The organism is Streptomyces sp. NPDC058195, assembly GCF_042883525.1.
Taxonomy (GTDB): domain Bacteria; phylum Actinomycetota; class Actinomycetes; order Streptomycetales; family Streptomycetaceae; genus Streptomyces.
On sequence record NZ_JBHVVM010000015.1, the window covers coordinates 12,697 to 36,904 of the forward strand.

At 73.2% G+C, this 24,208-nt stretch carries 28 protein-coding genes; 7 read left to right on the plus strand and 21 right to left on the minus strand.

Features of this window, described 5'->3' with window-relative positions; all coding sequences use genetic code 11:
• Positions 1–24: 24 nt before the first annotated feature.
• From ACFVWY_RS19660 to ACFVWY_RS19685, 6 genes are read left to right on the plus strand one after another with little or no spacing between them, the layout of a single operon-like run.
• Positions 25–1,326: an ADP-ribosylglycohydrolase family protein gene (locus ACFVWY_RS19660; protein ID WP_389874257.1), complete on the plus strand. Its 1,302-nt coding sequence runs from the start codon at positions 25–27 to the stop codon at positions 1,324–1,326.
• Complete coding sequence (locus ACFVWY_RS19665; protein ID WP_389873854.1) at positions 1,268–2,455, plus strand: ADP-ribosylglycohydrolase family protein; 1,188 nt, start codon at positions 1,268–1,270, stop codon at positions 2,453–2,455. The genes ACFVWY_RS19660 and ACFVWY_RS19665 overlap by 59 nt, the downstream gene beginning before the upstream one ends.
• Positions 2,452–3,825, plus strand: coding sequence for an ADP-ribosylglycohydrolase family protein (locus ACFVWY_RS19670; RefSeq protein ID WP_389873856.1), 1,374 nt, complete (start codon positions 2,452–2,454; stop codon positions 3,823–3,825). Before ACFVWY_RS19665 ends, ACFVWY_RS19670 begins: the two co-directional genes overlap by 4 nt.
• Positions 3,822–4,706, plus strand: a complete 885-nt coding sequence (rbsK, locus tag ACFVWY_RS19675) for a ribokinase (protein WP_389873859.1) — start codon at positions 3,822–3,824, stop codon at positions 4,704–4,706. The genes ACFVWY_RS19670 and rbsK overlap by 4 nt, the downstream gene beginning before the upstream one ends.
• Positions 4,703–5,902 (plus strand): CaiB/BaiF CoA transferase family protein, encoded by a 1,200-nt coding sequence (locus tag ACFVWY_RS19680; protein ID WP_389873862.1) that lies wholly within the window; start codon positions 4,703–4,705, stop codon positions 5,900–5,902. Before rbsK ends, ACFVWY_RS19680 begins: the two co-directional genes overlap by 4 nt.
• Positions 5,899–6,702 (plus strand): HpcH/HpaI aldolase/citrate lyase family protein, encoded by an 804-nt coding sequence (locus ACFVWY_RS19685; protein ID WP_389873865.1) that lies wholly within the window; start codon positions 5,899–5,901, stop codon positions 6,700–6,702. The genes ACFVWY_RS19680 and ACFVWY_RS19685 overlap by 4 nt, the downstream gene beginning before the upstream one ends.
• A 62-nt stretch (positions 6,703–6,764) precedes the next feature.
• On the opposite strand, the gene lgt is transcribed toward ACFVWY_RS19685, so the two are convergent.
• The 11 genes from lgt to hisI form a co-directional block, all read right to left on the minus strand.
• The gene (lgt, locus tag ACFVWY_RS19690; RefSeq protein WP_389873867.1) at positions 6,765–7,838 is read right to left on the minus strand and encodes a prolipoprotein diacylglyceryl transferase; all 1,074 of its coding nucleotides are present in this window, start codon (positions 7,836–7,838) and stop codon (positions 6,765–6,767) included.
• 109 nt (positions 7,839–7,947) lie between these two features.
• Positions 7,948–8,775 carry a thioredoxin domain-containing protein gene (locus ACFVWY_RS19695; RefSeq protein WP_389873869.1) on the minus strand — a complete coding sequence of 276 codons (828 nt, stop codon included), beginning with the start codon at positions 8,773–8,775 and terminating at the stop codon, positions 7,948–7,950.
• 74 nt (positions 8,776–8,849) lie between these two features.
• Complete coding sequence (gene trpA / locus ACFVWY_RS19700; RefSeq protein WP_389873871.1) at positions 8,850–9,662, minus strand: tryptophan synthase subunit alpha; 813 nt, start codon at positions 9,660–9,662, stop codon at positions 8,850–8,852.
• Positions 9,659–10,900, minus strand: coding sequence for a tryptophan synthase subunit beta (gene trpB, locus ACFVWY_RS19705; RefSeq protein ID WP_389873873.1), 1,242 nt, complete (start codon positions 10,898–10,900; stop codon positions 9,659–9,661). The genes trpA and trpB overlap by 4 nt, the downstream gene beginning before the upstream one ends.
• A 132-nt stretch (positions 10,901–11,032) precedes the next feature.
• Positions 11,033–11,251, minus strand: coding sequence for a tryptophan biosynthesis modulator TrpM (gene trpM, locus ACFVWY_RS19710; protein WP_389873875.1), 219 nt, complete (start codon positions 11,249–11,251; stop codon positions 11,033–11,035).
• Between the two features lie 7 nt (positions 11,252–11,258).
• Positions 11,259–12,068: an indole-3-glycerol phosphate synthase TrpC gene (trpC, locus tag ACFVWY_RS19715; RefSeq protein ID WP_389873878.1), complete on the minus strand. Its 810-nt coding sequence runs from the start codon at positions 12,066–12,068 to the stop codon at positions 11,259–11,261.
• A gap of 114 nt (positions 12,069–12,182) precedes the next feature.
• Positions 12,183–12,692, minus strand: a complete 510-nt coding sequence (locus ACFVWY_RS19720; protein ID WP_389873880.1) for a DUF2752 domain-containing protein — start codon at positions 12,690–12,692, stop codon at positions 12,183–12,185.
• Positions 12,693–12,775: 83 nt separating this feature from the next.
• Positions 12,776–13,027: an HGxxPAAW family protein gene (locus ACFVWY_RS19725; RefSeq protein WP_389873882.1), complete on the minus strand. Its 252-nt coding sequence runs from the start codon at positions 13,025–13,027 to the stop codon at positions 12,776–12,778.
• Positions 13,028–13,161: 134 nt separating this feature from the next.
• Positions 13,162–13,812, minus strand: coding sequence for a TIGR02234 family membrane protein (locus ACFVWY_RS19730; protein WP_389873884.1), 651 nt, complete (start codon positions 13,810–13,812; stop codon positions 13,162–13,164).
• Between the two features lie 14 nt (positions 13,813–13,826).
• On the minus strand, positions 13,827–15,320 hold the full coding sequence (locus tag ACFVWY_RS19735; protein ID WP_389873886.1) for an anthranilate synthase component I: 1,494 nt from the start codon (positions 15,318–15,320) through the stop codon (positions 13,827–13,829).
• Between the two features lie 11 nt (positions 15,321–15,331).
• Positions 15,332–15,715 carry a phosphoribosyl-AMP cyclohydrolase gene (hisI, locus tag ACFVWY_RS19740; protein WP_389873888.1) on the minus strand — a complete coding sequence of 128 codons (384 nt, stop codon included), beginning with the start codon at positions 15,713–15,715 and terminating at the stop codon, positions 15,332–15,334.
• 84 nt (positions 15,716–15,799) lie between these two features.
• Between hisI and ACFVWY_RS19745 the strand changes: the two genes are divergently transcribed.
• Positions 15,800–16,432: a TIGR03085 family metal-binding protein gene (locus tag ACFVWY_RS19745; RefSeq protein WP_389873890.1), complete on the plus strand. Its 633-nt coding sequence runs from the start codon at positions 15,800–15,802 to the stop codon at positions 16,430–16,432.
• Between the two features lie 7 nt (positions 16,433–16,439).
• Here the strand turns inward: ACFVWY_RS19745 and ACFVWY_RS19750 are convergent, their stop codons facing one another.
• The 10 genes from ACFVWY_RS19750 to hisD all read right to left on the minus strand — a co-directional run bounded on the left by ACFVWY_RS19750 (position 16,440) and on the right by hisD (position 24,193).
• Positions 16,440–17,708 (minus strand): MFS transporter, encoded by a 1,269-nt coding sequence (locus tag ACFVWY_RS19750; protein WP_389873892.1) that lies wholly within the window; start codon positions 17,706–17,708, stop codon positions 16,440–16,442.
• Between the two features lie 25 nt (positions 17,709–17,733).
• A complete protein-coding gene (locus ACFVWY_RS19755; protein WP_389873894.1) occupies positions 17,734–18,321 on the minus strand; it encodes a winged helix-turn-helix domain-containing protein in 588 nt (195 codons plus the stop codon).
• A gap of 154 nt (positions 18,322–18,475) precedes the next feature.
• On the minus strand, positions 18,476–19,231 hold the full coding sequence (hisF, locus tag ACFVWY_RS19760; RefSeq protein ID WP_389873897.1) for an imidazole glycerol phosphate synthase subunit HisF: 756 nt from the start codon (positions 19,229–19,231) through the stop codon (positions 18,476–18,478).
• On the minus strand, positions 19,228–19,626 hold the full coding sequence (locus ACFVWY_RS19765) for a RidA family protein (RefSeq protein ID WP_389873899.1): 399 nt from the start codon (positions 19,624–19,626) through the stop codon (positions 19,228–19,230). The genes hisF and ACFVWY_RS19765 overlap by 4 nt, the downstream gene beginning before the upstream one ends.
• Entirely contained in the window at positions 19,623–20,348 is a 726-nt protein-coding gene (gene priA, locus ACFVWY_RS19770; protein ID WP_389873901.1) for a bifunctional 1-(5-phosphoribosyl)-5-((5-phosphoribosylamino)methylideneamino)imidazole-4-carboxamide isomerase/phosphoribosylanthranilate isomerase PriA, read from the minus strand. Before priA ends, ACFVWY_RS19765 begins: the two co-directional genes overlap by 4 nt.
• Complete coding sequence (hisH, locus tag ACFVWY_RS19775) at positions 20,348–20,989, minus strand: imidazole glycerol phosphate synthase subunit HisH (protein WP_389873903.1); 642 nt, start codon at positions 20,987–20,989, stop codon at positions 20,348–20,350. The genes priA and hisH overlap by 1 nt, the downstream gene beginning before the upstream one ends.
• A gap of 9 nt (positions 20,990–20,998) precedes the next feature.
• Positions 20,999–21,166 (minus strand): hypothetical protein, encoded by a 168-nt coding sequence (locus tag ACFVWY_RS19780; protein WP_389873906.1) that lies wholly within the window; start codon positions 21,164–21,166, stop codon positions 20,999–21,001.
• On the minus strand, positions 21,163–21,756 hold the full coding sequence (hisB, locus tag ACFVWY_RS19785) for an imidazoleglycerol-phosphate dehydratase HisB (protein ID WP_389873909.1): 594 nt from the start codon (positions 21,754–21,756) through the stop codon (positions 21,163–21,165). The genes ACFVWY_RS19780 and hisB overlap by 4 nt, the downstream gene beginning before the upstream one ends.
• On the minus strand, positions 21,753–22,874 hold the full coding sequence (locus ACFVWY_RS19790; RefSeq protein WP_389873912.1) for a histidinol-phosphate transaminase: 1,122 nt from the start codon (positions 22,872–22,874) through the stop codon (positions 21,753–21,755). Before ACFVWY_RS19790 ends, hisB begins: the two co-directional genes overlap by 4 nt.
• Positions 22,871–24,193 carry a histidinol dehydrogenase gene (hisD, locus tag ACFVWY_RS19795; RefSeq protein ID WP_389873913.1) on the minus strand — a complete coding sequence of 441 codons (1,323 nt, stop codon included), beginning with the start codon at positions 24,191–24,193 and terminating at the stop codon, positions 22,871–22,873. Before hisD ends, ACFVWY_RS19790 begins: the two co-directional genes overlap by 4 nt.
• Positions 24,194–24,208 lie beyond the last annotated feature (15 nt).

A 24,208-nucleotide genomic window follows, 5' to 3' on the forward strand; every position in this document is an offset into this window, starting at 1 on the left:
GTACGCACCGGGGCGGGCACCGGCGTGCGGACCAAGGCGCACACCGGCGCCCGGTCCGGCGTACGGGGTGGTCCGGACGCGCCCCGCGCCCCCGCCTCCCCCGCGGTCCGCCCGCACCCCCGCCCCGTCGCCGGGCTCCGCTCCCGTGTCGAGGGACTCCTGCTCGGGCTCGCCGCCGGGGACGCCGCGGGCTGGCCCGCCGCCCGGCACCGGGCCGCCCGGATGCCCGAGTGGACCCGGCGGCTCACCCGGGAGCTCGACACCTTCGCCGAGCAGAACGCCACCACCACGCTGCCCGTCCCGATCGCCCTCAACCAGCCGCCCGAGCCACTGCGCCTGGGCCCCTCCGACGACGCCGAATGGGCGGCGTTCGCCGCCGGGACCGTCCTCGCCTCCGAGGCCGGACCGCTGCACGGCCTCTCCCCCGGCCAACGGCTGCGGGCCGCCATCGACGTCGCCTGGAACGCACTGGCCGCCGAGGTCGCTGCGGCCTCCGCCCGCGCGCCAGAGGTCGAGTCCGCGGTGCTCCCGCTGCGCGCCCGGATCTCGGTGCGCGCCGGACTCGGCAACCTCGCCGCCGGGCTGCGCCCGCCCGCCACCGGCCATGACAACCCGCACTACTTCGACGACGCGGCCTGCGTACGGGCCGCCGTGCTCGCCGTCGCCCACCCGGGCGACCCCGGCGCCGCCGCCGCCCTCGCCGAGTTCGACGCGCGCTACACCCAGGACGGCGACGGGGTGCACGGCGCCCGCGCGATGGCGGCGGCCGTCGCCGCGGCACTCGGCGGCGCCGACGTGGACACCGCGGTCAACGCCGCGCTCGACCGGCTCCCCGAGGGCACCGAGATCGCCCGCAACGCCGCCCACGCCGTCCGGATCGCCCGCGACTTCGTCGGCGAGGCGGCGGGCGCCTTCGCCCTCGTCCCCGTACTGGAGCACCAGATCGTCGACCACGTCTACAGCTACGGGATCGCCGCCGCCGAGACCGTCCCGGTCGCCCTGGCCCTGGCCACCGCCGCCCGCGGCCGGATCGCCCAGGCCGTGCCCGCGGCGGCCTGCCTGTCCCGGGTGGCCGACTCCGCGCCCGCCCTGGCCGGTGCGCTGACCGGCGCGCTCGGCGGGATCGGTGCCGTCCCGGACGGCTGGCGCGAGTCCTGCCGCACTCTCGCGGGCTGTGCGCTGCCCCGGCTCGCCGGAACCGATCTCATCGAACTCGCCGGGCTGCTGGCAGACCGGGAACCAGCCCCCTCGGGTGGACAATTCGGACATGACATCCACGATGCCCCTACGGCCCGAGGCCGGGCCCACGACACCCGCACTCGATGAACGGATCACCGGCGCACTCCTCGGAGCCGCCGTCGGCGACGCGCTCGGCGGCCCGGTGGAGGGCCGGTCCCCCGAGCAGATCGTGGCCCGCCACGGCGGGCGGATCGACGGCATCGTGGGCCCCTGGGACGGTGAGAACTGGCGCACCGCGCGCCCCATCGCCCCGTACCACAAGGGCGACGGGCACGTCACCGACGACACCCTGATGACCCATGCGCTGGTGCGGGTCTACGGCACCGTGCGCGACCATCTCGACGCGTACGCGGTCGCCAGGCACCTGGTGCCCGAGCTGATCTCCCGCCCGCGCTGGATCCCGGAGCTGGAGGCCGAGGCGCTGCCGCTCCAGCGGATCTTCCTCGCCGAGAAGTGGATCGTCGCCCGGCTGCACTACGGCCACGCCGACCCCCGCGAGGCGGGCAACGGCAACATCGTCAACTGCGGCGCGGCGATGTACATGGCGCCGGTCGGCCTGGTCAACGCCGCCCACCCGCAGGCCGCGTACGCCGAGGCCCTGGACGTCGCCGGGGCCCACCAGTCGAGTTACGGCCGGGAGGCCGCCGGGGTCTTCGCGGCGGCCGTCGCCGCCGCCTGCGCCCCGGGCGCCACCCCCACGGGCATCGTCGACACCTGTCTGTCGCTCGCCAAGGACGGCACCCGGTCGGCGATCGAGGCGGTGTGCGAAGCCGCCGCCGGGCTCCACGACTTCGAGTCGGCGCTGGCCCCGCTGCGCACCGCCGTCGCCCCCTTCGACTCGGTCGGCCCCGACTACCGCGCCCCGTCCCTCGGCGCGCGCAGGCCCTCCCGGCTGCACGCGATCGAGGAGCTGCCGATCGCGCTCGGCATGCTGCTGGTCGCCGACGGCGACTACCGGCACACGGTGCTCGGCTCGGTCAACTACGGCCGGGACTGCGACTCGATCGCCACGATGGGCGGGGCCCTCGCGGGCGCGCTCGGCGGCGGACGGGCGGTCCCCGCCGACTGGGCCGAGACCGTCGCCGAGGCCAGCCGCCTCGATCTGCACGCCCCCGCGCGCACCCTGGCGGCGGTCGCCCGCGAGGTGTTCGCCCGCGACACGGCCCGCCGCCGCGGTCACGAGACCGCCTTCACCGCGCTGGCGGCCGCCCGATGACCGTACGGGTGACCTGGGTGCAGCCGGAGGACCTGGTCGGGCACGAACTGCGCCAGGCCGCCGAGGACGGACGGGACGCACGGACCATCGCACGCCGGTGGTACGAGGCGGGAGGTGCCCCCGCCCCCGAGCGCGCGGGCGCCTCCCCCGCCCCGGCACCGGAACTGCGCGCTCTCGCCGAACGGCTGCTCGACGAACTCGCCCTGCTGGAATCCCCGTTGAGCGAGGAAGAGCCGACGGACCTGGCCGCGATCCGGGCCGCCTGCCCCCACTGGCCGATGCCCCGCCCCGAGGCGCCGCCGGTGTCCCTGGAGCGGCTGCACGCCGCCTGGCTGGGCCGGGCGGCTGGCTGTCTGCTCGGCAAACCCGTCGAGAAGCTGCCGCTGGACGGCATCCGGGCGCTGGCCCGCGCCACCGGCAACTGGCCGCTGACCACCTGGTTCACCGCCCGTGGACTGCCCGCCCCGCTGGCCGCCGCCCACCCCTTCAACCGCCGCTCGGCCCCCTGCTCGCTGGCCGAGAACATCGACGGCATGCCGGAGGACGACGACCTCAACCACCCGCTGCTGACCCTGCTGCTGCTCCGGCGCCACGGCCCGTCCTTCACCACCGGTGACCTCGCCCGGCTCTGGCTCGACGAACTGCCCGCGGGCCGGACGTTCACCGCCGAGCGGATCGCGTACCGCAATCTGCTGGACGGCGTCGAGCCTCCGCACACCGCCCGCTACCGCAATCCGTTCCGGGAGTGGATCGGCGCGCAGATCCGGGCCGACGTGCACGGCTGGACCCACCCCGGCGACCCCTCGGCCGCCGCCGAACAGGCCCACCGCGACGCCGTGCTCAGCCACACCGCCAACGGGGTGTACGGGGCGATGTTCACCGCCGCCGCGCTCGCCGGTGCGGCCGGGGGCACGAGCGATGTGCACGGCTGCCTGGCCACCGGACTGCGGGTCGTGCCCCCGCGCTCACGGTTCGTGCGCGCGGTCCGCGCCGGGATCGCGGCGGCCCGCGCCCACGCCTCCTTCGACACGGTGGCCGACCGGCTGCACACCGAGTACGGCGGGTATCACTGGGTGCATGTGCTGCCCAACGCCGCGCTGCTCGCCGCCGCTCTCACCCACGCCGACGGGGACTTCTCCCGCTCCATCTGCCGTGCGGTGGAAGGCGGTGGGGACACCGACTCGAACGGGGCGACCGCTGGTTCGCTCGCCGGGCTGCTCGCCGGGGCGCCTTCGCTGCTGCCGGACCGGTGGACCGCCCCGCTGAAGAACCGGCTCGCCACCTCCGTACCCGGCTTCGACGGCATCGGCTTCGACGAACTCGCCCGGCAGACCCACCGGCTCACCTTCGAGGAGACACTGTGCCCATGACCGGCATCGCGGTGCTCGGGAGCACCAATATGGACCTGGTCGCCTACACCGAACGGGCCCCGCGGCTCGGCGAGACCGTCACCGGGCGGGAGTTTCGCACCGTGCCCGGCGGCAAGGGCGCCAACCAGGCCGTCGCCGCGGCCCGCGCGGGCGGCGACGTCCTGATGATCGGCGCGGTCGGCGACGACGTGTACGGCGGCCTGCTGCGGGCGAACCTGGAACAGTCGGGCGTCGGCACCGGTCTGCTGCACACCGCCGAGGGCCCCAGCGGCACCGCCCACATCGTGGTCGACGGCACGGGCGCCAACGCGATCGTGGTGATCCCCGGGGCCAACGGCACCGTCACCGCGCTCGGCCCCGGCGAGATGGCCGCCATCGCGGGCGCCGAACTGCTCCTCCTCCAGCTGGAGCTGCCGCTGGCCGCGGTGCTCGAAGGCGCCCGCACCGCCCACGCCCAGGGCGTACGGACCATCCTCACGCCCTCTCCGGTACAGCCGCTTCCCCCCGAACTCCTGGACTGCGTCGACCTGTTGGTCCCCAACGAACACGAGGCCGCCGAGCTGTCCGGCTTCACGGACCCCCGGGCGGCGGCGCAGCACCTGCTCGGCCAGGTCCCCGCCGTCGTCATCACCCTGGGCGCGCAGGGCTGCCTGTACGCGGCCCGCGGCACCGAACCCGTCCGCTTCCCCGCCCCCGAGGTGACCGCCGTCGACACCACCGGGGCGGGCGACACGTTCGTCGGCACACTCGCCGTGGCACTCGCCGAGCGGCGGCCCGTACCGGAGGCGCTGGCCTGGGCGGCGTCGGCCGCCGCGCTCTGCGTACAACGGCCCGGCGCCTCGGCCTCCATGCCCTACCGCACCGAGATCGAGGCCGCATGAACACGCCCGCGCAGGCACCGCTGACCGGGCTGCGGGTCGTCGACCTCGCCACGCTCTTCGCCGCGCCCCTCTCCGCCACTCTGCTCGGCGACTTCGGCGCCGAGGTGATCAAGGTCGAGCATCCGCGCCGCCCCGACCCCTCGCGCGGACACGGACCGACGAAGGACGGCGTCGGCCTGTGGTGGAAGCTGCTGGGCCGCAACAAACGCACCATGACCCTCGACCTCTCCGCCCCCGAGGGCCGTGACCTCCTGCTCCGGCTGGCCGCCCGGACCGATGTGATCATCGAGAACTTCCGGCCCGGGACGCTGGAGCGCTGGGGTCTGGGCTGGGACGAGCTGCACGCGGCCAACCCCCGGCTGGTCCTGGTCAGGGTCACCGGCTTCGGCCAGTTCGGCCCGTACGCGCGGCGTCCCTGCTTCGGCACCCTCGCCGAGGCGATGAGCGGCTTCGCCTCGCTCACCGGGGAGCCGGACGGGCCGCCCACGCTGCCGCCCTTCGGGCTCGCCGACTCGATCGCCGCGCTGGCCACCGCGTACGCCGTGATGGCCGCGCTCGCCGGGCGCGACCGGACCGGGCAGGGGCAGGTCGTCGATATGGCGATCATCGAGCCGATCCTGACCGTACTGGGCCCGCATCCCCTCTGGTACGACCAGCTCGGTTACGTGCAGCCGCGCACCGGTAACCGCTCCCGGAACAACGCCCCGCGCAACACGTACCGCACGTCCGACGGGCACTGGGTCGCGGTCTCCGCCTCCGCGCAGTCGGTCGCCGAACGGGTGATGCGCCTGGTCGGCCGGGCGGAGCTGATCGACGAGCCCTGGTTCGCCTCCGGCACCACCCGCGCCGAGCACGCCGACGAGCTGGACGAGGCGGTCGGGCACTGGATCGCCCGGCACACCCGCGAGGAGGCGATGACGGCCTTCGAGAAGGCGGAGGCGGCCATCGCCCCGATCCACGGTATCCAGGACGTGATGGAGGACCCGCAGTACCGGGCGCTGGACTCGGTCACCGAGATCGACGACCCGGAGCTGGGACCGCTGCGGATGCAGAACGTGCTCTTCCGGCTCTCGGAGACACCGGGCTCGATCCGCTGGGCGGGCCGGCCGCACGGCGCGGACACCGAGGAGATCCTCACCGTGCTGGGGCTGGCGGCCCCGGAGATCGCCACGCTCCGGTCAGCGGGCGTCCTGTGACCGCGGCGGTCCCGCTCACCTGGCTGTACGTCCCCGGGGACCGCCCGGAGGTGGTGCGCAAGGCCCGGGAATCGGGGGCGGACGTGGTGATCGTGGACCTGGAGGACGCGGTCGCGCCGGACCGCAAGGAGTACGCCCGCTCCGCCACCGTCGAACTGCTCTCCGATCCGGCCGGCGAGCACGCCGTGCCGGTCCACGTCCGCGTCCACACCGAGACGGACGTCCTCGCGCTGGCCGGGCTGCCGGGGCTCGCCGGGCTCCGGCTGCCCAAGATCACGCACGCGGCGTCCGTCCACCACATCGCGGCCGTGGCGCCCGGGGTCGCGCTCTGCCCGCTGCTGGAGTCGGCGCTCGGTATCGAGCACGCCTACTCGGTCGCCGCCGCCCACCCCCAGGTCCATGCCCTCGCGCTCGGCGAGGCCGACCTCCGCGCCGATCTGGGGGTACGGCACGACTCCGGTCTGGACTGGTCGCGCAGCCGGGTGGTGGTCGCCGCCCGCGCGGCCGGGCTGTCCCCGCCCGCCCAGTCCGTGTTCCCGGACGTCCGGGACCTGGACGGGCTGTGGGCGTCCTGTGCGCACGGCCGGTCGCTGGGCTTCCTGGGGCGGGCGGCGATCCATCCCCGGCAGCTCTCGGTGATCGAGCGGGCCTTCCGCCCCACGCCGCGGGAGATCGAGGCGGCGCAGGAGATCGTGGCGGCCGCGGAGGCGGACGGGGGCGCGCTGGCACTGCCGGACGGGCGGTTCGTCGACGCGGCGGTGGTGGCCTCGGCCCGCCGGACGCTGGCGCTGGCGGGCTGAGCGGGAGACGCGTGGGGCCCGGACCGTTCGGTCCGGGGCCCCACGCACGGGTTCGCTACGGCTCAGCCGTTCTTGGCCGCTTCCGCGGTGTCCTTCTTCTTCAGCTTCTCCGGCGCCCCGGTCCCGTCCTCGGGCGTGTCACCCGCGTCGGCCTCGGCTTCGGTGTCCTTGTCGGCGGCGCCGCTCTTCCCGTCCGTGTCCTTGGCCGCCGCGTCCTTCTTCGCGGTCGCGTCCTCGGGCCCGTCCTCGTCCGTGCCCTTGGCCCCGGCGGCCGGGGCGTCCTCGGAGGCGTCGCCCGCGGACTCGGCGGCCACTTCCCCGGCGGCGCCCGGCTCCACGATCTCCTCGCGTCCCGGCCGTACCTTCGCCGAGATCACGATGTAGACCACGGCCAGCACGAACACGATCAGCGCGGTCCACACGTTCAGGCGCAGGCCCAGGACGTGGTGGGCCTCGTCGACCCGCAGGTACTCGGTCCAGGCCCGCCCCGCGCAGTACGCCGCGACGTACAGGGCGAAGGCCCGGCCGTGTCCGAGCTTGAAGCGGCGGTCCGCCCAGATCACCAGCACGGCGACACCGACGCACCACAGCGACTCGTACAGGAACGTCGGGTGGTACGTACCGGCGAGCCGGTTGGGGCCCTCGCTGATCTCCAGCGCCCAGGGCAGGTCGGTCGCCTTGCCGTACAGCTCCTGGTTGAACCAGTTGCCCCAGCGGCCGCAGGCCTGGGCCAGGGCGATCCCGGGGGCCAGCGCGTCGGCCCAGGCGGGCAGCGGGATACCGCGGCGACGGCAGCCGATCCAGGCACCGACGGCACCGAGCGCGATCGCACCCCAGATGCCGAGGCCGCCCTGCCAGATCTTGAAGGCGTCGACCCAGTTCTGTCCTTCGCTGAAGTACAGCTGGTAGTCGGTGATGACATGGTAGAGGCGGCCTCCGACGAGGCCGAAGGGCACCGCCCAGACGGCGATGTCGGCGACGGTACCGGCTCTGCCGCCCCGGGCGACCCAGCGCTTGTTGCCGAACCAGACAGCGACGAAGACGCCGATGATGATGCAGAACGCGTAGCCGCGGAGCGGGATCGGGCCGAGATTGATCACGCCGGTCGACGGGCTGGGAATGTAGGCAAGTTCCATGGCAGAGTCGACGCTACCTTGCCGGGTGGGGGCTGAGGCAACCCACCCGGCAACGTATGGGTAACGGGCCGGGCATCGAATTCCCTTCCGGGCACTGCCCGGTGGCCGGTCAGGAACCTGGCGGGGCAGGGGTGGCTGTGCCCGGTTTCTTGCCCTTGTTGGCTTCTGCCACCCACTTCTTCAGGTTCGCCACGGTGATCGCCTCGTTGCCCTTCTTCGGGAAGATCGTCTCCCCGTTGAGCAGCGCGGTGGGCGTGCCCTGGAACCCGCCGTTCTGGAACGCCGTATTGGACTTCTTGACCCAGGCGTCGTGCGTGCCGTCCTCCACACAGCCACGGAACGTGGACGTGTCGAGACCGGGGACCTTCTCCGAGAGCTGGATCAGCTTGGCGTTGTCACCGAAGGCGTCGTCGGTCTCCTGCGGCTGGTTGCGGTAGAGCACGTCGTGGTACGCGGAGAACTTCCCGGCGTCCTGGGCGCAGGCCGCGGCGTTGGCGGCGCGCAGCGAGCCGCTGCCGCCGAGGTTGCCGTCGATGATCGTGGCGAGGTGGTACTCGACCTTGAGCTGCCCGGCCTTCTCCATCTCGTGGATGGAGTCACGGAACGCGTTCTCGAACTGGGCGCAGACCGGGCAGCGGAAATCCTCCCAGATGGTGAGCGTGGACGGGGCGTCGTCCGCGCCGACCGGGATGGCCAGGCTGTCCTTCCCGCTCGCGCCGGACGGGGCGACGGCGGGGCCCGCCGCCTCGCCCTTGCTGTTCTTGCCGCCGGAGTTCGCGGCGATCACACCGACGACGGCGGCCAGCGCCAGCACGCCCACCACGGCGCTGGAGACGATCAGCGTGCGCCTGCGGCGCTCGCTCGCCCGCTGCTGTTCACGCTGCTGTGCGAGCCGGTCGCGCGCGGCTCTCTTTCCCTGTTCGTTCTTCTCGCTCACAACCGCAGCAACGAACCGGGGAGGCACACGCGTGCCTCCCCGGTCCAGGTCCACCCGTTCGGGTGATACTCCGATCAGCGCTTTCGAACGCCCTCGGCGAGTTCGCCCGCCAGGGAGCGGACGGCGGCCAGACCGGCCGTCTCGTCGGGGGCGTCCAGCATCGCCTTGACGAAGGCGGAGCCGACGATCACCCCGTCGGCGAAGCCCGCGACCTCGGCGGCCTGCCGGGCGTTCGAGACGCCCAGACCGACGCAGACCGGCAGGTCCGTGGTGGCGCGGGTGCGCCGCACCAGGTCCTGGGCCTGGTCGCCGACCGACTCACGGGTGCCGGTGACGCCCATCAGCGAGGCCGCGTAGACGAAGCCGGAGCCGGCCGCGGTGATGGTGGCGAGGCGCTCGTCCTTGCTGCTCGGCGCGACGACGAAGACGGTCGCGAGCCTGTGCTTGGCGGCGTGTTCCCGCCACAGGGCGGACTCCTGGACGGGCAGGTCGGGCAGGATGCACCCGGCGCCGCCCGCCTCGGCGAGCTCGGCGGTGAAGCGCTCGACGCCGTACCGGTCGATCGGGTTCCAGTACGTCATGACGAGGATCGGGACGCCGGTCGCCTGGTGCGCCTCCCGGACGGTGCGCAGCACGTCGGCGATCTTCACGCCGCCGCGCAGGGCGATGTCGTCGGCGGTCTGGATGACCGGTCCGTCGAGCACCGGGTCGCTGTGCGGCAGGCCCACCTCGATGATGTCGGCGCCGCCCGCGACGGCCGCCTTCACGGCCTCGATCCCGCCGTCGACGGTCGGGAACCCGGCCGGGAGGTAGGCGACGAGCGCGGCCCGGCCCTCCTCCTTCGTCCGTGCCAGGGTGGTTTCCAACAGCTCCACGTTGCCGCTCACTTGCCGTCCTCCGCCCCGTCGTACAGCCCGAAGTAGCGGGCCGCGGTGTCCATGTCCTTGTCGCCGCGGCCGGACAGGTTGACCACGATCAGTCCGTCCTTGCCGAGCTCCTTGCCGACCTCCAGGGCCCCGGCCAGCGCGTGGGCGCTCTCGATGGCCGGGATGATCCCCTCCGTGCGGGAGAGGAGGCGGAGTGCCTGCATGGCGGCCTCGTCGGTGACCGCGCGGTACTCGCCGCGGCCGATGTCCTTGAGATACGCGTGCTCCGGGCCGATGCCCGGGTAGTCGAGACCGGCCGAGATGGAGTACGGCTCGGTGATCTGGCCCTCTTCGTCCTGGAGGACGTAGCTGCGCGAGCCGTGCAGGATGCCGGGCTCGCCCGCGGTCAGCGTCGCCGCGTGCTCGCCGCTCTCCACGCCGTGTCCGGCGGGCTCGCAGCCGATCAGCCGGACGCGGGCGTCCGGGATGAAGGCGTGGAAGAGGCCGATGGCGTTGGAGCCGCCGCCGACACACGCCACGGCGGCGTCCGGCAGCCGTCCTGCCCGCTCCAGGATCTGGCGGCGGGCCTCGACGCCGATGACCCGGTGGAAGTCGCGCACCATGGCCGGGAAGGGGTGCGGTCCGGCGACCGTGCCGAAGAGGTAGTGCGTGCTGTCCACGTTGGCGACCCAGTCGCGGAACGCCTCGTTGATGGCGTCCTTCAGGGTCCGGGAGCCGGACTTCACGGCGATGACCTCGGCGCCGAGGATCCGCATCCGCGCCACGTTCAGCGCCTGCCGCTCGGTGTCGATCTCGCCCATGTAGATGGTGCAGTCCAGGCCGAAGAGCGCGCAGGCGGTGGCGGTGGCGACGCCGTGCTGGCCCGCGCCGGTCTCGGCGATGACCCGCGTCTTGCCCATCCGCCGGGTGAGCAGAGCCTGCCCCAGCACGTTGTTGATCTTGTGCGAGCCAGTGTGGTTGAGATCCTCACGCTTGAGGAAGACCCGGGCGCCGCCCGCGTGCTCCGCGAAGCGCGGCACCTCGGTCAGCGCGCTGGGCCGGCCCGTGTAGTTGACCATGAGGTCGTTGAGCTCGGCGGCGAAGGCGGGGTCCGCCTTCGCCTTGTCGTACTCGGCGGCGACCTCGTCCACGGCGGCGACCAGCGCCTCCGGGATGAACTTGCCGCCGAACGCTCCGAAGTAGCCCTCGGCGCTGGGGATCAGACCTTCGGGGTCCGGAATGAAGAAGTCAGATGACATCCGACCTTGCTCCTCGACATCGCGATGGGTGAGTTGACCGTGTGCGCCATGAGCGGAGCGCCACCCGGCCGGGAAGGGCGGGCGGTGCGGTCGTACGTACGAGACGGGAGCGTTTCGGTACGTCGGCCGGGGTCAGCTGGGCGCGGACCCCGTGCGCCATCGCATGCCGTTGACCTGTCCGGGTTCGTCACCGATCACGTACCGCACCCGACGGCCGTGCACGCGGCGGGCGGGAGCCCGGCAGCCGCGGGGACGGCAGCCACGCGCCAGCGGGGCGTGCGGAACCCGGGCCGTCGCGGCGGTGGGGCGCAGGCCCTGCCGGGGGCGGGACGTGGGGCGGACGGCGGACACGGGCAGGTCAGCCCCGTCCGTGCCGGAGGGCGGGGTGGGCCCCGGCGGCCACGAGGTCGGCGACGGCGACGCGCGGGTCACGTCCGGTGACCAGGGACTCACCCACGAGCACCGCGTCGGCGCCCGCGTTGGCGTAGGCGATCAGGTCGTGCGGACCGCGGACACCCGACTCGGCGACCTTGACGATGTGGTCGGGGATCTCGGGGGCGACCCGGTCGAAGGTGGAGCGGTCGACCTTGAGGTCCTTCAGGTTGCGGGCGTTGACACCGACGATCTTCGCCCCGGCGGCCACGGCGCGCTCCGCCTCGTCCTCGTCGTGGACCTCGACCAGCGGCGTCAGGCCGATGGACTCAGCGCGCTCGATCAGCGAGACCAGGGCCTCCTGGTCCAGGGCCGCGACGATCAGCAGGGCCAGGTCGGCGCCATAGGCGCGGGCCTCCCAGAGCTGGTACGACGTGACGATGAAGTCCTTGCGGAGGATCGGGATGTCGACCTTGGCGCGGACGGCCTCCAGGTCGGCGAGCGAACCGCCGAAACGGCGCTGCTCGGTGAGGACCGAGATGACGGACGCGCCGCCCGCCTCGTAGTCCGCGGCGAGTCCCGCCGGGTCGGCGATCGCGGCCAGCGCGCCCTTGGAGGGGCTGGACCGCTTGACCTCACAGATGACGTTGACGCCCTCGCCGCGCAGCGCGGCGACCCCGTCCCTGGCCTGCGGGGCGCGCGCGGCGCGTTCCTTCAGCTCGTCGAGGCTGACACGCGCCTGCCGCTCTGCGAGGTCGGCGCGTACGCCGTCGATGATCTCGTCGAGCACACTCACGCGAGCGGCCCCCTTCCGGACGGTGATGAGGGAACAGGATCAGCCTTGTCCATGCTATCCGCAGAAGACCGCCGACCCGAACCTGATTTGCCGAATGTCCCACTACCTGGGCATTCAAGGGGCCAGAGTGGATCCGAACGGCAGATTACGCACCACGGAGAAGACCAGCACCACGGCACCGATGCCCCACCAGACGGCGGGCCTCACCGCGAGGCTCATGCGGGTGCCGCGGGCGGCCCGGACCGTCCAGAGCGTCCAGAGGACGGCGAAGGCCGCGTACCCGACGACGGCGAGCGCGTTGGAGCCGAGGGCGGCGGCGAGGTCGCCGTGCGCCACCGCGTGGGCGCTGCGCAGTCCGCCGCACCCCGGGCAGTAGATCCCGGTGAACCGCAGCAGCGGGCAGAGCGGGTAGTGCCCGGACTCGTTGGGGTCCACGGCACCGACGTAGGCGAAGGCGCCGACGACGACGGCCAGTACACCCACCGGAGTGGCCAGCCGCCGGATGCGCGAGGCGGGTACGGGGGCCGGGGGGAGGAACGGCGGATACGGCGGGCCGGGCACGGGCCCGGCGGCCTGGGCCTGGGTCCGCTCCGGGGTGACGGCGGGGTCGGTCGATGCGTCCACCCGGTGATTGTCCCCGCTGACGCGGCGAGGCGCAGCCCGGTGGTCCGGGCCGCGCCTCGCGTGCGTACGGGTGCCGTGCGGCGTCAGGAGGAGACCTGCGCCTGTCCGGCGCGGGCCCGCGCGGCGGCCATCTCGGCCGACTCCTTCGGCATGCCGAGGCCCGCGGCCTTCATCGCGAGACCGACGACCCCGCCCAGGAGGATGACGCCGATACCGGCCCAGAAGCCGACGGGGCTGGCCGCGACCATGAAGACGCCCGCGACGCAGAAGCCGACGAAGGAGATGAGGACACCGGTCCAGGCGGCCGGGGTGTGTCCGTGGCTGCTGCCCGCCATGAGTTGCTCCTTGTTGATGTTGCGCTGTTGGTTTCGCTGTAGGCAAAGCTGCTGTACGCGATGCTGGTGCCGCTGTGCTGAAAGCTCGGCCCCATTGTCCCGTACGAACGGGGAGGACGTGATCTCGGGGTGAGCTAGCGCGTCGGGTCCTCGCCGCGGTCCAGGGCCTTCCAGAGGTCCTCGGGCCGGTCCGGGTCCATGGCGCGCGCCGCCTTGCGGGGGCGGGGGGTGCCGTCCCGCTCGTACCGTCCCGACATGGTGGGCCAGAGCTTGCCGTACCGCAGGGCGAGCAGCCCGGCGAGCAGGATCAGCAGACCGCCCGCGGCGGTGACGTAGGGCCAGGCGGTATGGGCGAGCGCGTCGATGGTCGCGGAGGTGTCACCGGTCGTGCCGGCGGCCTTCTCGTCGAGCGCCGCGCTGTCGGAGGCACCCAGGCAGGCGCTCAGTCCGGCACCGAGGCCGCTGAGGGCCAGGAGCGCGGCGACGACCGTCCGGGAGGCTCCGCGGACGGCGAAGACAGCGACCAGGGCGGCCAGGGCGACGATCGCCAGCGCGGCCGGAACCCCGGTGACGTCCTGGCCGTCGGCGCTCAGCGGCAGTGTGCCGCCGCCGACGGCCGCCTCGCCCCTGGCCCAGGTCTGGCCGGAGGCGAGCAGGACGACCGTGGCACCGGCCGCCCCGAGGAGCAGGCCGGAGGCCAGGCTGCGGCGGCTCCCCGGGGCGTCGGGGGCGGCAACGGCTCGGGCACGGGGCTGGGGTACGGGGACAGCGCTCACGTACTCCACTATCCCCTACCGCCTCACACGCCGCGGAGCCGGTTGGCCGTATGCACCGCGCGGAGCACCGCGGCGGCCTTGTTGCGGCACTCGGTGTCCTCGGCGACCGGGTCGGAGTCGGCGACGATCCCCGCCCCGGCCTGGACGTACGCCGTGCCGTCACGGAGCAGGGCGGTGCGGATGGCGATGGCGGTGTCGGAGTCCCCGGCGAAGTCGAGATAGCCGACGCAGCCGCCGTACAGCCCGCGGCGGGTCGGCTCCAGCTCCTCGATGATCTGCATCGCGCGCGGTTTGGGGGCGCCGGAGAGGGTGCCCGCGGGGAAGCAGGCGGTGAGGACGTCGAAGGCGGTGCGGCCCTCGGCGACGCGGCCGGTGACGGTGGAGACGATGTGCATCACGTGCGAGTACCGCTCGATCGACATGAAGTCGACGACCTCGACGGTGCCCGGTGCGCAGACCCGCCCCAGGTCGTTGCGGCCGAGGTCGACGAGCATCAGGTGCTCGGCGCGCTCCTTCGGGTCGGCGAGGAGTTCCTCGGCGAGCGCCTGGTCCTCCTGCGGGGTGGCGCCGCGGTGCCGGGTACCGGCGATCGGGTGGACCATGGCCCGCCCGTCCTCGACCTTGACCAGGGCCTCGGGGCTGGAGCCCGCGACGTCGAAACCGTCGAACCGGAGGAGGTACATGTACGGCGACGGATTGGTGGCGCGCAGCACCCGGTAGACGTCCAGCGCGCTCGCGGTGCACGGGGTTTCGAAGCGCTGGGAGGGGACGACCTGGAAGGCCTCACCGGCCCGGATCCGTTCCTTCACGTCCTCGACGGCGTCCTGGTACGCCTGCCCGCCCCAGCGCGCGGCATACGGCGGCAGCGCGGACTCCGGGAGGGCGGCGGGAGTGTTCTCGACCGGGCGGGAGAGGTCGCGCTCCATGGCGTCGAGGCGGGCCACGGCGTCCGCGTACGCCTCGTCGACACCGGTGGCGAGGTCGTTGTGGTTGATCGCGTTGGCGATCAGCAGGACGGTGCTGTCCCGGTGGTCGAGGACGGCCAGGTCCGAGGTGAGCAGCATGGTCAGCTCGGGGAGGCCGAGGTCGTCCTCGGTGCTGTCGCCGATCTTCTCCAGGTGGCGCACGACGTCGTAGCCGAGGTAGCCGACCATGCCGCCGGTGAACGGGGGCAGTGCGTCGTCGGCGAGCAGGTCACGCGGGGTGTGCAGGATCTCGACGGTGGCGCGCAGGGCCTCCAGCGGGTCGCCGTCGAGGGGGACGCCGACCGGCGGGACGCCGAGCCAGTGGGCCTGTCCGTCGCGCACGGTGAGGGTGGCGGCGCTGCGCACCCCGACGAAGGAGTAGCGCGACCAGGTGCGGCCGTTCTCCGCCGACTCCAGGAGGAAGGTGCCGCTGCGCTCACCCGCGAGCTTGCGGTAGAGGCCCACCGGAGTGTCGCCGTCCGCCAGGAGCCTGCGGCTGACGGGGATGACGCGCCGGTCGACGGCAAGCTTGCGGAAGGTTTCGAGATCCATGGCGGCCGTCCCTACTGTCCGAGCGGGAGGACGTCGGCGTCGAAGCAGGTGCGGTCCCCGGTGTGGCAGGCCGCACCCGTCTGGTCGACCTTGACCAGGACGGTGTCGGCGTCGCAGTCCAGGGCGACCGACTTGACCTCCTGGGTGTGGCCGGAGGTGTCGCCCTTGACCCAGTACTCCTGGCGGCTGCGGGACCAGTAGGTGCAGCGGCCGGTGGTGAGGGTGCGGTGCAGGGCCTCGTCGTCCATCCAGCCGAGCATCAGCACCTCGCCGGTGTCGTACTGCTGGGCGATGGCCGGGAAGAGTCCGTCGGCCCCGCGCTTGAGGCGGGCGGCGACGGCCGGGTCGAGGCTGCCGGACGGCGGCGGGGTGCTGGGAGTGGGCGCGCTGCTCATGAGGCCATTGTGCCGTGGCCGCGGCGCCCGTCCGGTGCGGTGTCCACTGGGCGGACCGGGTGCGGCGGCCGTACGCTGGCGACCATGTCGACCCATGCGAAGCGCGAACGACTTCTGCTCGCCGACCTGTTGGAGGCCGTCGGCCCGGAGGCCCCGACCCTGTGCAGCGGCTGGACGGCCCGGGACCTGGCGGCCCATGTGGTGGTCCGGGAACGGCGGCCCGACGCCGCGGGCGGGCTCCTGGTGGGGGTGCTGAGGAACCGGCTCGAACGCGTGCAGGCGGAGTTCGCCGCGAAGCCGTACGAGGAACTGATCCAGCTGATCCGTACGGGGCCGCCGAGGTTCTCCCCGTACGCGGTGAAGCAGGTCGACGAGGCCGCCAACACCGTGGAGTTCTACATCCATACGGAGGACGTGCGCCGGGCCCAGCCGGACTGGTCGCGGCGTGAGCTGGACCCGGTCTTCGCCGATCTGCTCTGGTCGCGGACCGAGCGGACGGCGCGGCTGCTGGGGCGCAAGTCCCCGGTGGGGCTGGTGCTGCGCCGCCCGGACGGCCGGACGGTGGTGGCGCACAAGGGCGCCCCGGTGGTGACGGTGACCGGCGAGCCGGGCGAGCTGCTGCTCTTCGCGTTCGGCCGGCAGTCGGCGGCGACGGTGGGCCTGGAGGGCGACAAGGAGGCGGTGGACCGGCTGCACACGGCTGAGCTGGGGATGTGACCTGTGCTCAGCCGGGGAGCTCCGCGCGGCGCAGCCGGGTGAAGGCCAGGCCGGTCAGCGCCCCGGCCGCGCAGAGCGCGGCGCTGGCGGCGAAGACCGGGCCGGTCCCCCAGAGGGCGACGGCCGCGCCGGTGACCGGGTAGCTGAGCGGGGCAAGGGCGTGGGTGAAGAGCGTCGAGACCGAGGTCACCCGGCCGAGGTAGGCGGGTTCGGTGACGGTCTGGATCAGGGCGCCGCACAGTGAGCCGCCGAGGCCCGCGAAGAGGCCGACGCAGACCGCCGCCGCGGCGGCGAGGGCCACCGAGGGCAGCTGGGCCAGGGCGCCGATGGCGACCGCGCCGACCAGCACCGTCAGGCACATCACCAGTCCGGCGCGGGGCACCCGGCCGCGTACCGCGAGCAGCAGCGCCGTGGCACCGGCGCCGACGCCGAACGCGGCGATGATCCAGCCCATGCCGGAGGCGCCCCAGTGGCGCTCCTCGGCGAGCAGGACGAGGCCGAGGTTGAGCGGGCCGGCGAAGCCCAGCTCGCTGACGGCGACGACGAGCATCAGCGGTCCGAGCAGCGGGTGGCGGCGGATGTGACGCAGCCCGTCGACCAGGTCGCGCCAGGCGGTCCCGGAGGGTGCGGCGTCCTCACGGCCGGGCAGCGGGCGCAGCCGCAGCGACATCAGCAGCGGCAGCGACACCGCGAAGAGCACTCCGGCCGCGGCGAAGGCGGACGCCGGGCCGCCGAGGGCCACCGCGGCGCCCCCGAGCGGGGCTCCGACGACGCTGGCGGCCCGGATGGCCAGGCCCCGCATGCCCTGGACGCGGCCCAGCTGCCCGGGGGCGGTGACCCGGGGCGGGAGGGCTCCGACAGCGGGGAGGAAGAGGGCGTCGACCACGCCGAAGACCAGGGCGACGGTGATCAGCATCCACAGGGCGGGCGCGGTGAGCAGCAGGGCGGCGGCCAGGGCGAGGACGGCCAGGCAGCGGACGGTGTCGCTGCCGATGACGACGCGGCGCGGCCCGATCCGGTCGGTGAGCACTCCCCCGCCGAGCATCAGCACGGCCCGGGGTAACGAGCCGACGGCGAGGACGAGCCCGGTCGTGGCGTCGCTGCCGGCGCGGGCGGCGGTCCAGGCGAGCGCCATGTAGTAGACGCTGTCGCCGATCATCGAGGCGGTGTAGGCACCGAGCCAGCGCAGGACGTTGCCGTCGCGGTGGGCGGGGCGTTCGGTCACCGGTGCGGGTGCGGGTGCGGGTATGGGTACGGCGGTGTCGATGGTGCTCATGGGGTCGGCCTCCCGGGGCGGCGGGTCAGGGGCGGAACGGGAACGCGTACACGTGCAGGGCGACGTTCTCGCGGCCTTCGGTGTCCCCCGCCTGCTCGCGGGCACGGGCGTTCTCCTCGTACCGGTCGATGAGCTGGTGCATCTCGCGGCTGAGGGCGGCGAGCTCCTCGACCGTCAGGCGGGCCAGGTACTCGGAGCTGGAGGCGGCACTGCGCCACGCGAGCGGCCAGCTGGGGGCCGAGTCGAGGTAGCGGCGGTACAGCTCGACGTGCTGGTCGAAGGAGAGGCGGCCGACGGCGGCGTGGGTGGCGGCCTTCTCGGGGGCGTCGTGGAAGTCCTCCTCGTGGAAGTTGAGCCCCTTCGAGGCGGGCTGCCACCAGCGTTCGCGGCCGTCCTTGCCCTGCTGCCCGGCCTCCTCGATCAGGCCGTGGTCGGCGAGCTTGCGCAGGTGGTAACTGACGAGGGAGACCGCCTCGTCGACCTGGTCGGCCAGCTGGGAGGCGGTGGCCTTGCGGGCGATGTAGAGCGCCCGGTAGAGCCGCATCCTCAGCGGATGCCCGAACGCCTTCAGGGTTTCCAGGTCCGAGACCCGGCGCGATTCGTTGCGTGCCATGGCCTCACCCTAGATAGGAAAGAAAACTTGCGCAATCTTTATTGCGCAATAAAAGCTGTGGAACTCGGGGCGGGGACGGCAGCGGAAAGCCCGTCGCCGGGCGGGGCCGACTCCTCGGCTCCGCCCGGCGACGGGCTCGTACGTACGGCTCCGCTCAGCGGACCGGGTGGCCGGCCTCCCTGAGCGCGTCCTTGACCTCGCCGATCCGCAGATCGCCGAAGTGGAAGACGGAGGCGGCGAGCACCGCGTCGGCCCCCGCCGCGACGGCGGGCGCGAAGTCGGCGAGCCGTCCGGCGCCGCCGGAGGCGATGACGGGGACGGTCACATGGCGGCGAACCGCCGCGATCATCTCGGTGTCGTAGCCGTCCTTGGTGCCGTCCGCGTCCATCGAGTTGAGCAGGATCTCGCCCGCGCCCAGCTCGGCGGCGCGGTGCGCCCACTCCACCGCGTCGATGCCGGTGCCCTTGCGGCCGCCGTGCGTGGTGACCTCGAAGGTGCCTTCGGGGGTGCGCCGGGCGTCCACCGAGAGCACCAGGACCTGGCGGCCGAAACGCTCGGCGATCTCCCGGATCAGCTCGGGGCGGGCGATGGCGGCGGTGTTGACGCCGACCTTGTCCGCACCGGCCCGCAGCAGCCTGTCCACGTCGTCGGCGGTACGGACGCCGCCGCCGACCGTGAGCGGGATGAAGACCTGCTCGGCGGTGCGGCGCACCACGTCGTAGGTGGTCTCCCGGTCGCCGCTGGAGGCGGTGATGTCCAGGAAGGTCAGCTCGTCGGCGCCCTCGGCGTCGTACAGCTTGGCCATCTCGACGGGGTCGCCCGCGTCGCGCAGGTTCTGGAAGTTGACGCCCTTGACGACCCGGCCGTTGTCGACGTCCAGGCAGGGGATCACACGGACCGCGAGGCTCATCGGGCCCCTCCCCGGTACGCCTCGACCTCGGCCTCGACGACCAGGCTCGGGTCCACCAGACCGGCGACGACGACCATCGTCGCGACCGGGCGGACCTCGCCGAAGATCTCCTTGTGGGCCCGGCCGACCTCGTCCGTGTCCCTGACGTGCGTGACGTACATCCGGGTGCGGACGACGTCCTCACGGCCCAGGCCGAGCTGTTCCAGCGCGCCGAGGGCGACCTTGAAGGAGGCCAGGGTCTGCTCGTACGGGCCGCCCGCGGCGATCTGCCCGTTCTCCACGGAGGTGCAGCCGGCCACCAGGACCAGCCCGTTCGGCAGCTCCACGGCACGGGAGTAGCCGAACTTCTCCTCCCAGGGCGCGCCGGAGGAGACCCGCCGGACCGCGTCGCTCATCCGGACACCGCCCGGAGCGCCTCTTCGAGGGTGAACGCCTCGGCGTACAGCGCCTTGCCGACGATCGCGCCCTCGACGCCGGCCGGGACGAGCGCGGCGATGGCCCGCAGGTCGTCCAGCGAGGAGACGCCGCCGGAGGCCACGACGGGCTTGTCGGTGGCGGCGCAGACGTTCTTCAGGAGCTCCAGGTTGGGGCCCTGGAGCGTGCCGTCCTTGGCGATGTCGGTGACGACGTAGCGGGCGCAGCCCTCGGAGTCGAGCCGGGCCAGCGTCTCGTAGAGGTCTCCGCCGTCACGGGTCCAGCCGCGCCCGCGCAGCGTGGTGCCGCGGACGTCGAGGCCGACGGCGATCTTGTCGCCGTGCTCGGCGATGACCTTGGCGACCCACTCGGGGGTCTCCAGGGCTGCGGTGCCGAGGTTGACCCGGCGGCAGCCGGTGGCCAGGGCGGCGGCGAGCGAGGCGTCGTCCCGGATGCCGCCGGAGAGCTCGACCTTGATGTCCATGGCGGCGGCCACCTCGGCGATCAGCGCGCGGTTGTCCCCGGTACCGAAGGCGGCGTCCAGGTCGACCAGGTGCAGCCACTCGGCGCCGGAGCGCTGCCAGGCGAGGGCGGCCTCCAGCGGGGAGCCGTAGGACGTCTCGGAGCCGGACTCGCCGTGGACGAGACGGACGGCCTGGCCGTCGCGGACATCGACGGCGGGGAGCAGTTCAAGCTTCGGCATTACAGCGTCTCGATCCAGTTGGTCAGCAGCTGGGCGCCGGCGTCGCCGGACTTCTCGGGGTGGAACTGGGTGGCCCACAGGGCGCCGTTCTCCACGGCGGCGACGAACGGCTCACCGTGGGTGGCCCAGGTGACCCGGGGGGCGCGGATCTTGGCGTTGGTGACCTCCAGGCTCCATTCGTGCACCGCGTAGGAGTGGACGAAGTAGAACCGGGTGCCGGCGTCGAGCCCGGCGAAGAGCTGGGAGTCCTCCGGGGCCCGTACGGTGTTCCAGCCCATGTGCGGGACGACCGGGGCCTGGAGCGGGCTGACGGTCCCGGGCCATTCGTCCAGCCCCTCCGTCTCCACGCCGTGCTCGATGCCGCGCTCGAAGAGGATCTGCATACCGACGCAGATGCCCATGACGGGGCGGCCTCCGGAGAGCCTGCGGCCGATGATCCACTCGCCGCGGGCCTTCCTCAGCCCTTCCATGCAGGCGGAGAACGCGCCGACGCCGGGCACCAGCAGCCCGTCGGCGTTCATCGCCCGGTCGAAGTCGCGGGTGATCTCCACGTCGGCGCCGACGTGGGCCAGCGCCCGCTCGGCGGAACGCACGTTGCCGAAGCCGTAGTCGAAGACGACGACCTTCTTCTGCTCACTCATCGGCCGCCCTCAGTCCCAGAGTCCCTGGATCCGGAGGATGCCCGCGAGCAGGCACATCACGGACGCGAGGGAGAGCAGCACGATGACGCCCTTGGGCATCTTCTGCTTGGAGAAGGAGTAGACACCGCCGGCCAGGAAGAGGCCGAGAACGATCAGGATGGTGTTGAGGCCGGTCACAGCGCGCCCTTCGTGGACGGGACGATCCCGGCGGCGCGCGGGTCGTGCTCGCAGGCGTAGCGCAGGGCGCGGGCGAGCGCCTTGAACTGGCACTCCACGATGTGGTGGGCGTTGCGCCCGTACGGCACGTGGACGTGCAGGGCGATCTGCGCCTGGGCGACGAAGGACTCAAGGATGTGCCGGGTCATCGTCGTGTCGTAGGAGCCGATCATCGGCGCCATGTTCTCCGGCTCGGTGTGCACCAGGTAGGGGCGGCCGGAGAGGTCGACGGTGACCTGGGCCAGCGACTCGTCCAGCGGGACCGTGCAGTTGCCGAAGCGGTAGATGCCGGTCTTGTCGCCGAGGGCCTGCTTGAACGCGGCGCCGAGCGCGAGGGCGGTGTCCTCGATGGTGTGGTGCGTGTCGATGTGCAGGTCGCCGTCGGTCTTGACCCTGAGATCGAAGAGCCCGTGGCGGCCGAGCTGGTCGAGCATGTGGTCGTAGAAACCGATTCCGGTCGACACGTCGACCTCTCCGGTGCCGTCGAGGTCTATCTCGACGAGCACCGAGGTTTCCTTGGTGGTGCGTTCCACCCGGCCTACGCGGGTCATGCGTCCAGCTCCTTCTTGAGTTCGCGTACCGCATCGAGGAACGCGTCGTTCTCCGCCGGGGTGCCCGCGGAGACCCGCAGCCATCCCGGTACGCCGTTGTCCCGGACCAGGACGCCCCGGTCGAGGATGCGCTGCCAGGCGGTGTGGCTGTCGGCGAAGCGGCCGAACTGGACGAAGTTGGCGTCCGAGTCGGTCACGTCGTAGCCGAGGGTGCGCAGTTCGGTGACGATCCGGTCCCGCTCGCTCTTGAGCTGCGCGACGTATCCGAGAAGCGTATCGGTGTGCTCCAGGGCGGCGAGCGCGGTGGCCTGGGTGACCGAGGAGAGGTGGTACGGCAGCCGCACCAGCTGCACGGCGTCCACGACGGCCGGGTCGGCGGCGAGGTAGCCCAGGCGCAGCCCGGCGGCACCGAACGCCTTCGACATGGTGCGCGAGAGCACCAGGTGCGGACGGCCCTCGATCAGCGGGAGCAGCGAGGCGTGGTGGCTGAACTCCCCGTACGCCTCGTCGACGACGACCATCGACGGCCCGGCCGCCTGGGCGGCGTCGTACAGCGCGAGGACGGTCGCGGCGTCGACGGCGGTGCCGGTGGGGTTGTTGGGGGAGGTGATGAAAACGACATCGGGCCGGTGTTCGGCGATGACCGCGCGGGCGGCCTCCACGTCGATGGTGAAGTCCTCATGGCGCGGGCCGGAGATCCAGCCGGTGCCCGTGGAGCGGGCGATGAGGGCGTGCATGGAGTAGGAGGGCTCGAAACCGATGGCGGTGCGGCCGGGCCCGCCGAAGGTCTGCAGCAGCTGCTGGAGCACTTCGTTGGAGCCGTTGGCGGCCCAGACGTTGGCGAGGCGGACCTCGTGCCCGGCGGTGCGGGTGAGGTAGCGGGCCAGTGCGGTGCGGAGCTCGACGGCGTCCCGGTCGGGGTAGCGGTTGAGGCCGCGGGCGGCCTCGCGCACCCGCTCGGCGATCCGGTCGACCAGCGCCTCGGGCAGCGGATAGGGGTTCTCGTTGGTGTTCAGCCGCACCGGAACGTCGAGCTGCGGCGCCCCGTACGGGGACTTGCCGCGCAGCTCGTCGCGGATCGGGAGGTCGTCGATGCGGGTGGTGCTGCCGTGCGTCACTGCTGCGGTACCTTCCAGCCGAACCTGGCCTTGAGCGCGGCGCCGTGGGCGGGCAGGTCCTCCGCCTCGGCGAGGGTCACGACGTGGTGCGCGACCTCGGCGAGCGCGTCGCGCGAGTAGTCGACGATGTGGATGCCGCGCAGGAAGGACTGCACGGACAGGCCCGAGGAGTGACAGGCGCAGCCACCGGTGGGCAGCACGTGGTTGGAGCCCGCGCAGTAGTCGCCGAGCGAGACCGGGGCCCAGGGGCCGACGAAGACCGCTCCGGCGTTGCGGACCCGGGCGGCGACGGCGGCGGCGTCGGCGGTCTGGATCTCCAGGTGCTCGGCGGCGTACGCGTCGACGACCTTGAGGCCGTCCTCCAGGTCGTCGACCAGGACGATCGCGGACTGGCGTCCGGCCAGCGCGGGCTCGATCCGGTCGGTGACGTGCTTGGTCGCGGCGATCTGCGGCGTCAGCTCGGCCTCGGTGGCGGCGGCCAGCTCCTCCGAGTCGGTGACCAGGACGGCGGCGGCCATCGGGTCGTGCTCGGCCTGGCTGATCAGGTCGGCGGCGACGTGCACCGGGTCGGCGGTGGCGTCCGCGAGGATCGCGATCTCGGTGGGGCCCGCCTCCGCGTCGATGCCGATGCGGCCCTTGAGGAGGCGCTTGGCGGCGGCGACGAAGATGTTGCCGGGGCCGGTGACCAGGTTCACCGGCGGGCAGTCGGCCGTGCCGTACGCGAACATCGCGATCGCCTGGGCGCCACCGGCCGCGTACACCTCGTCGACGCCGAGCAGGGCGCAGGCGGCGAGGATCGTGGGGTGCGGCAGGCCGCCGAAGTCCTTCTGCGGCGGGGAGGCGACGGCGATGCCCTCGACGCCCGCCTCCTGGGCCGGGACGACGTTCATGACCACGGACGAGGGGTAGACGGAGCGCCCGCCCGGGACGTAGAGCCCGACGCGCTCGACCGGCACCCACTTCTCGGTGACGGTGCCGCCGGGGACGACCTGGGTGGTGTGGGTGGTGCGGCGCTGCTCGGCGTGGACGAGCCGGGCGCGGCGGATCGACTCCTCCAGGGCGGCCCGAACGGCGGGATCCAGCCGCTCGGCGGCCTCGGCGATCGCCTCGGCCGGGACGCGGACCGACTCGATCCGCACGCCGTCGAACTTCTCGCCCCACTCGATCACTGCCTCGGAGCCACGATGACGTACGTCCTCGCAGATGGGCCGCACCGTCTCCAGGGCGGCTTCCACGTCGAACTCGGCACGGGGCAGCAGGTCGCGCAGGGCTCCACCCTCGGGGAGGACGTCGCCGCGCAGATCGATTCGAGAGATCACACCGCAATTCTCGCA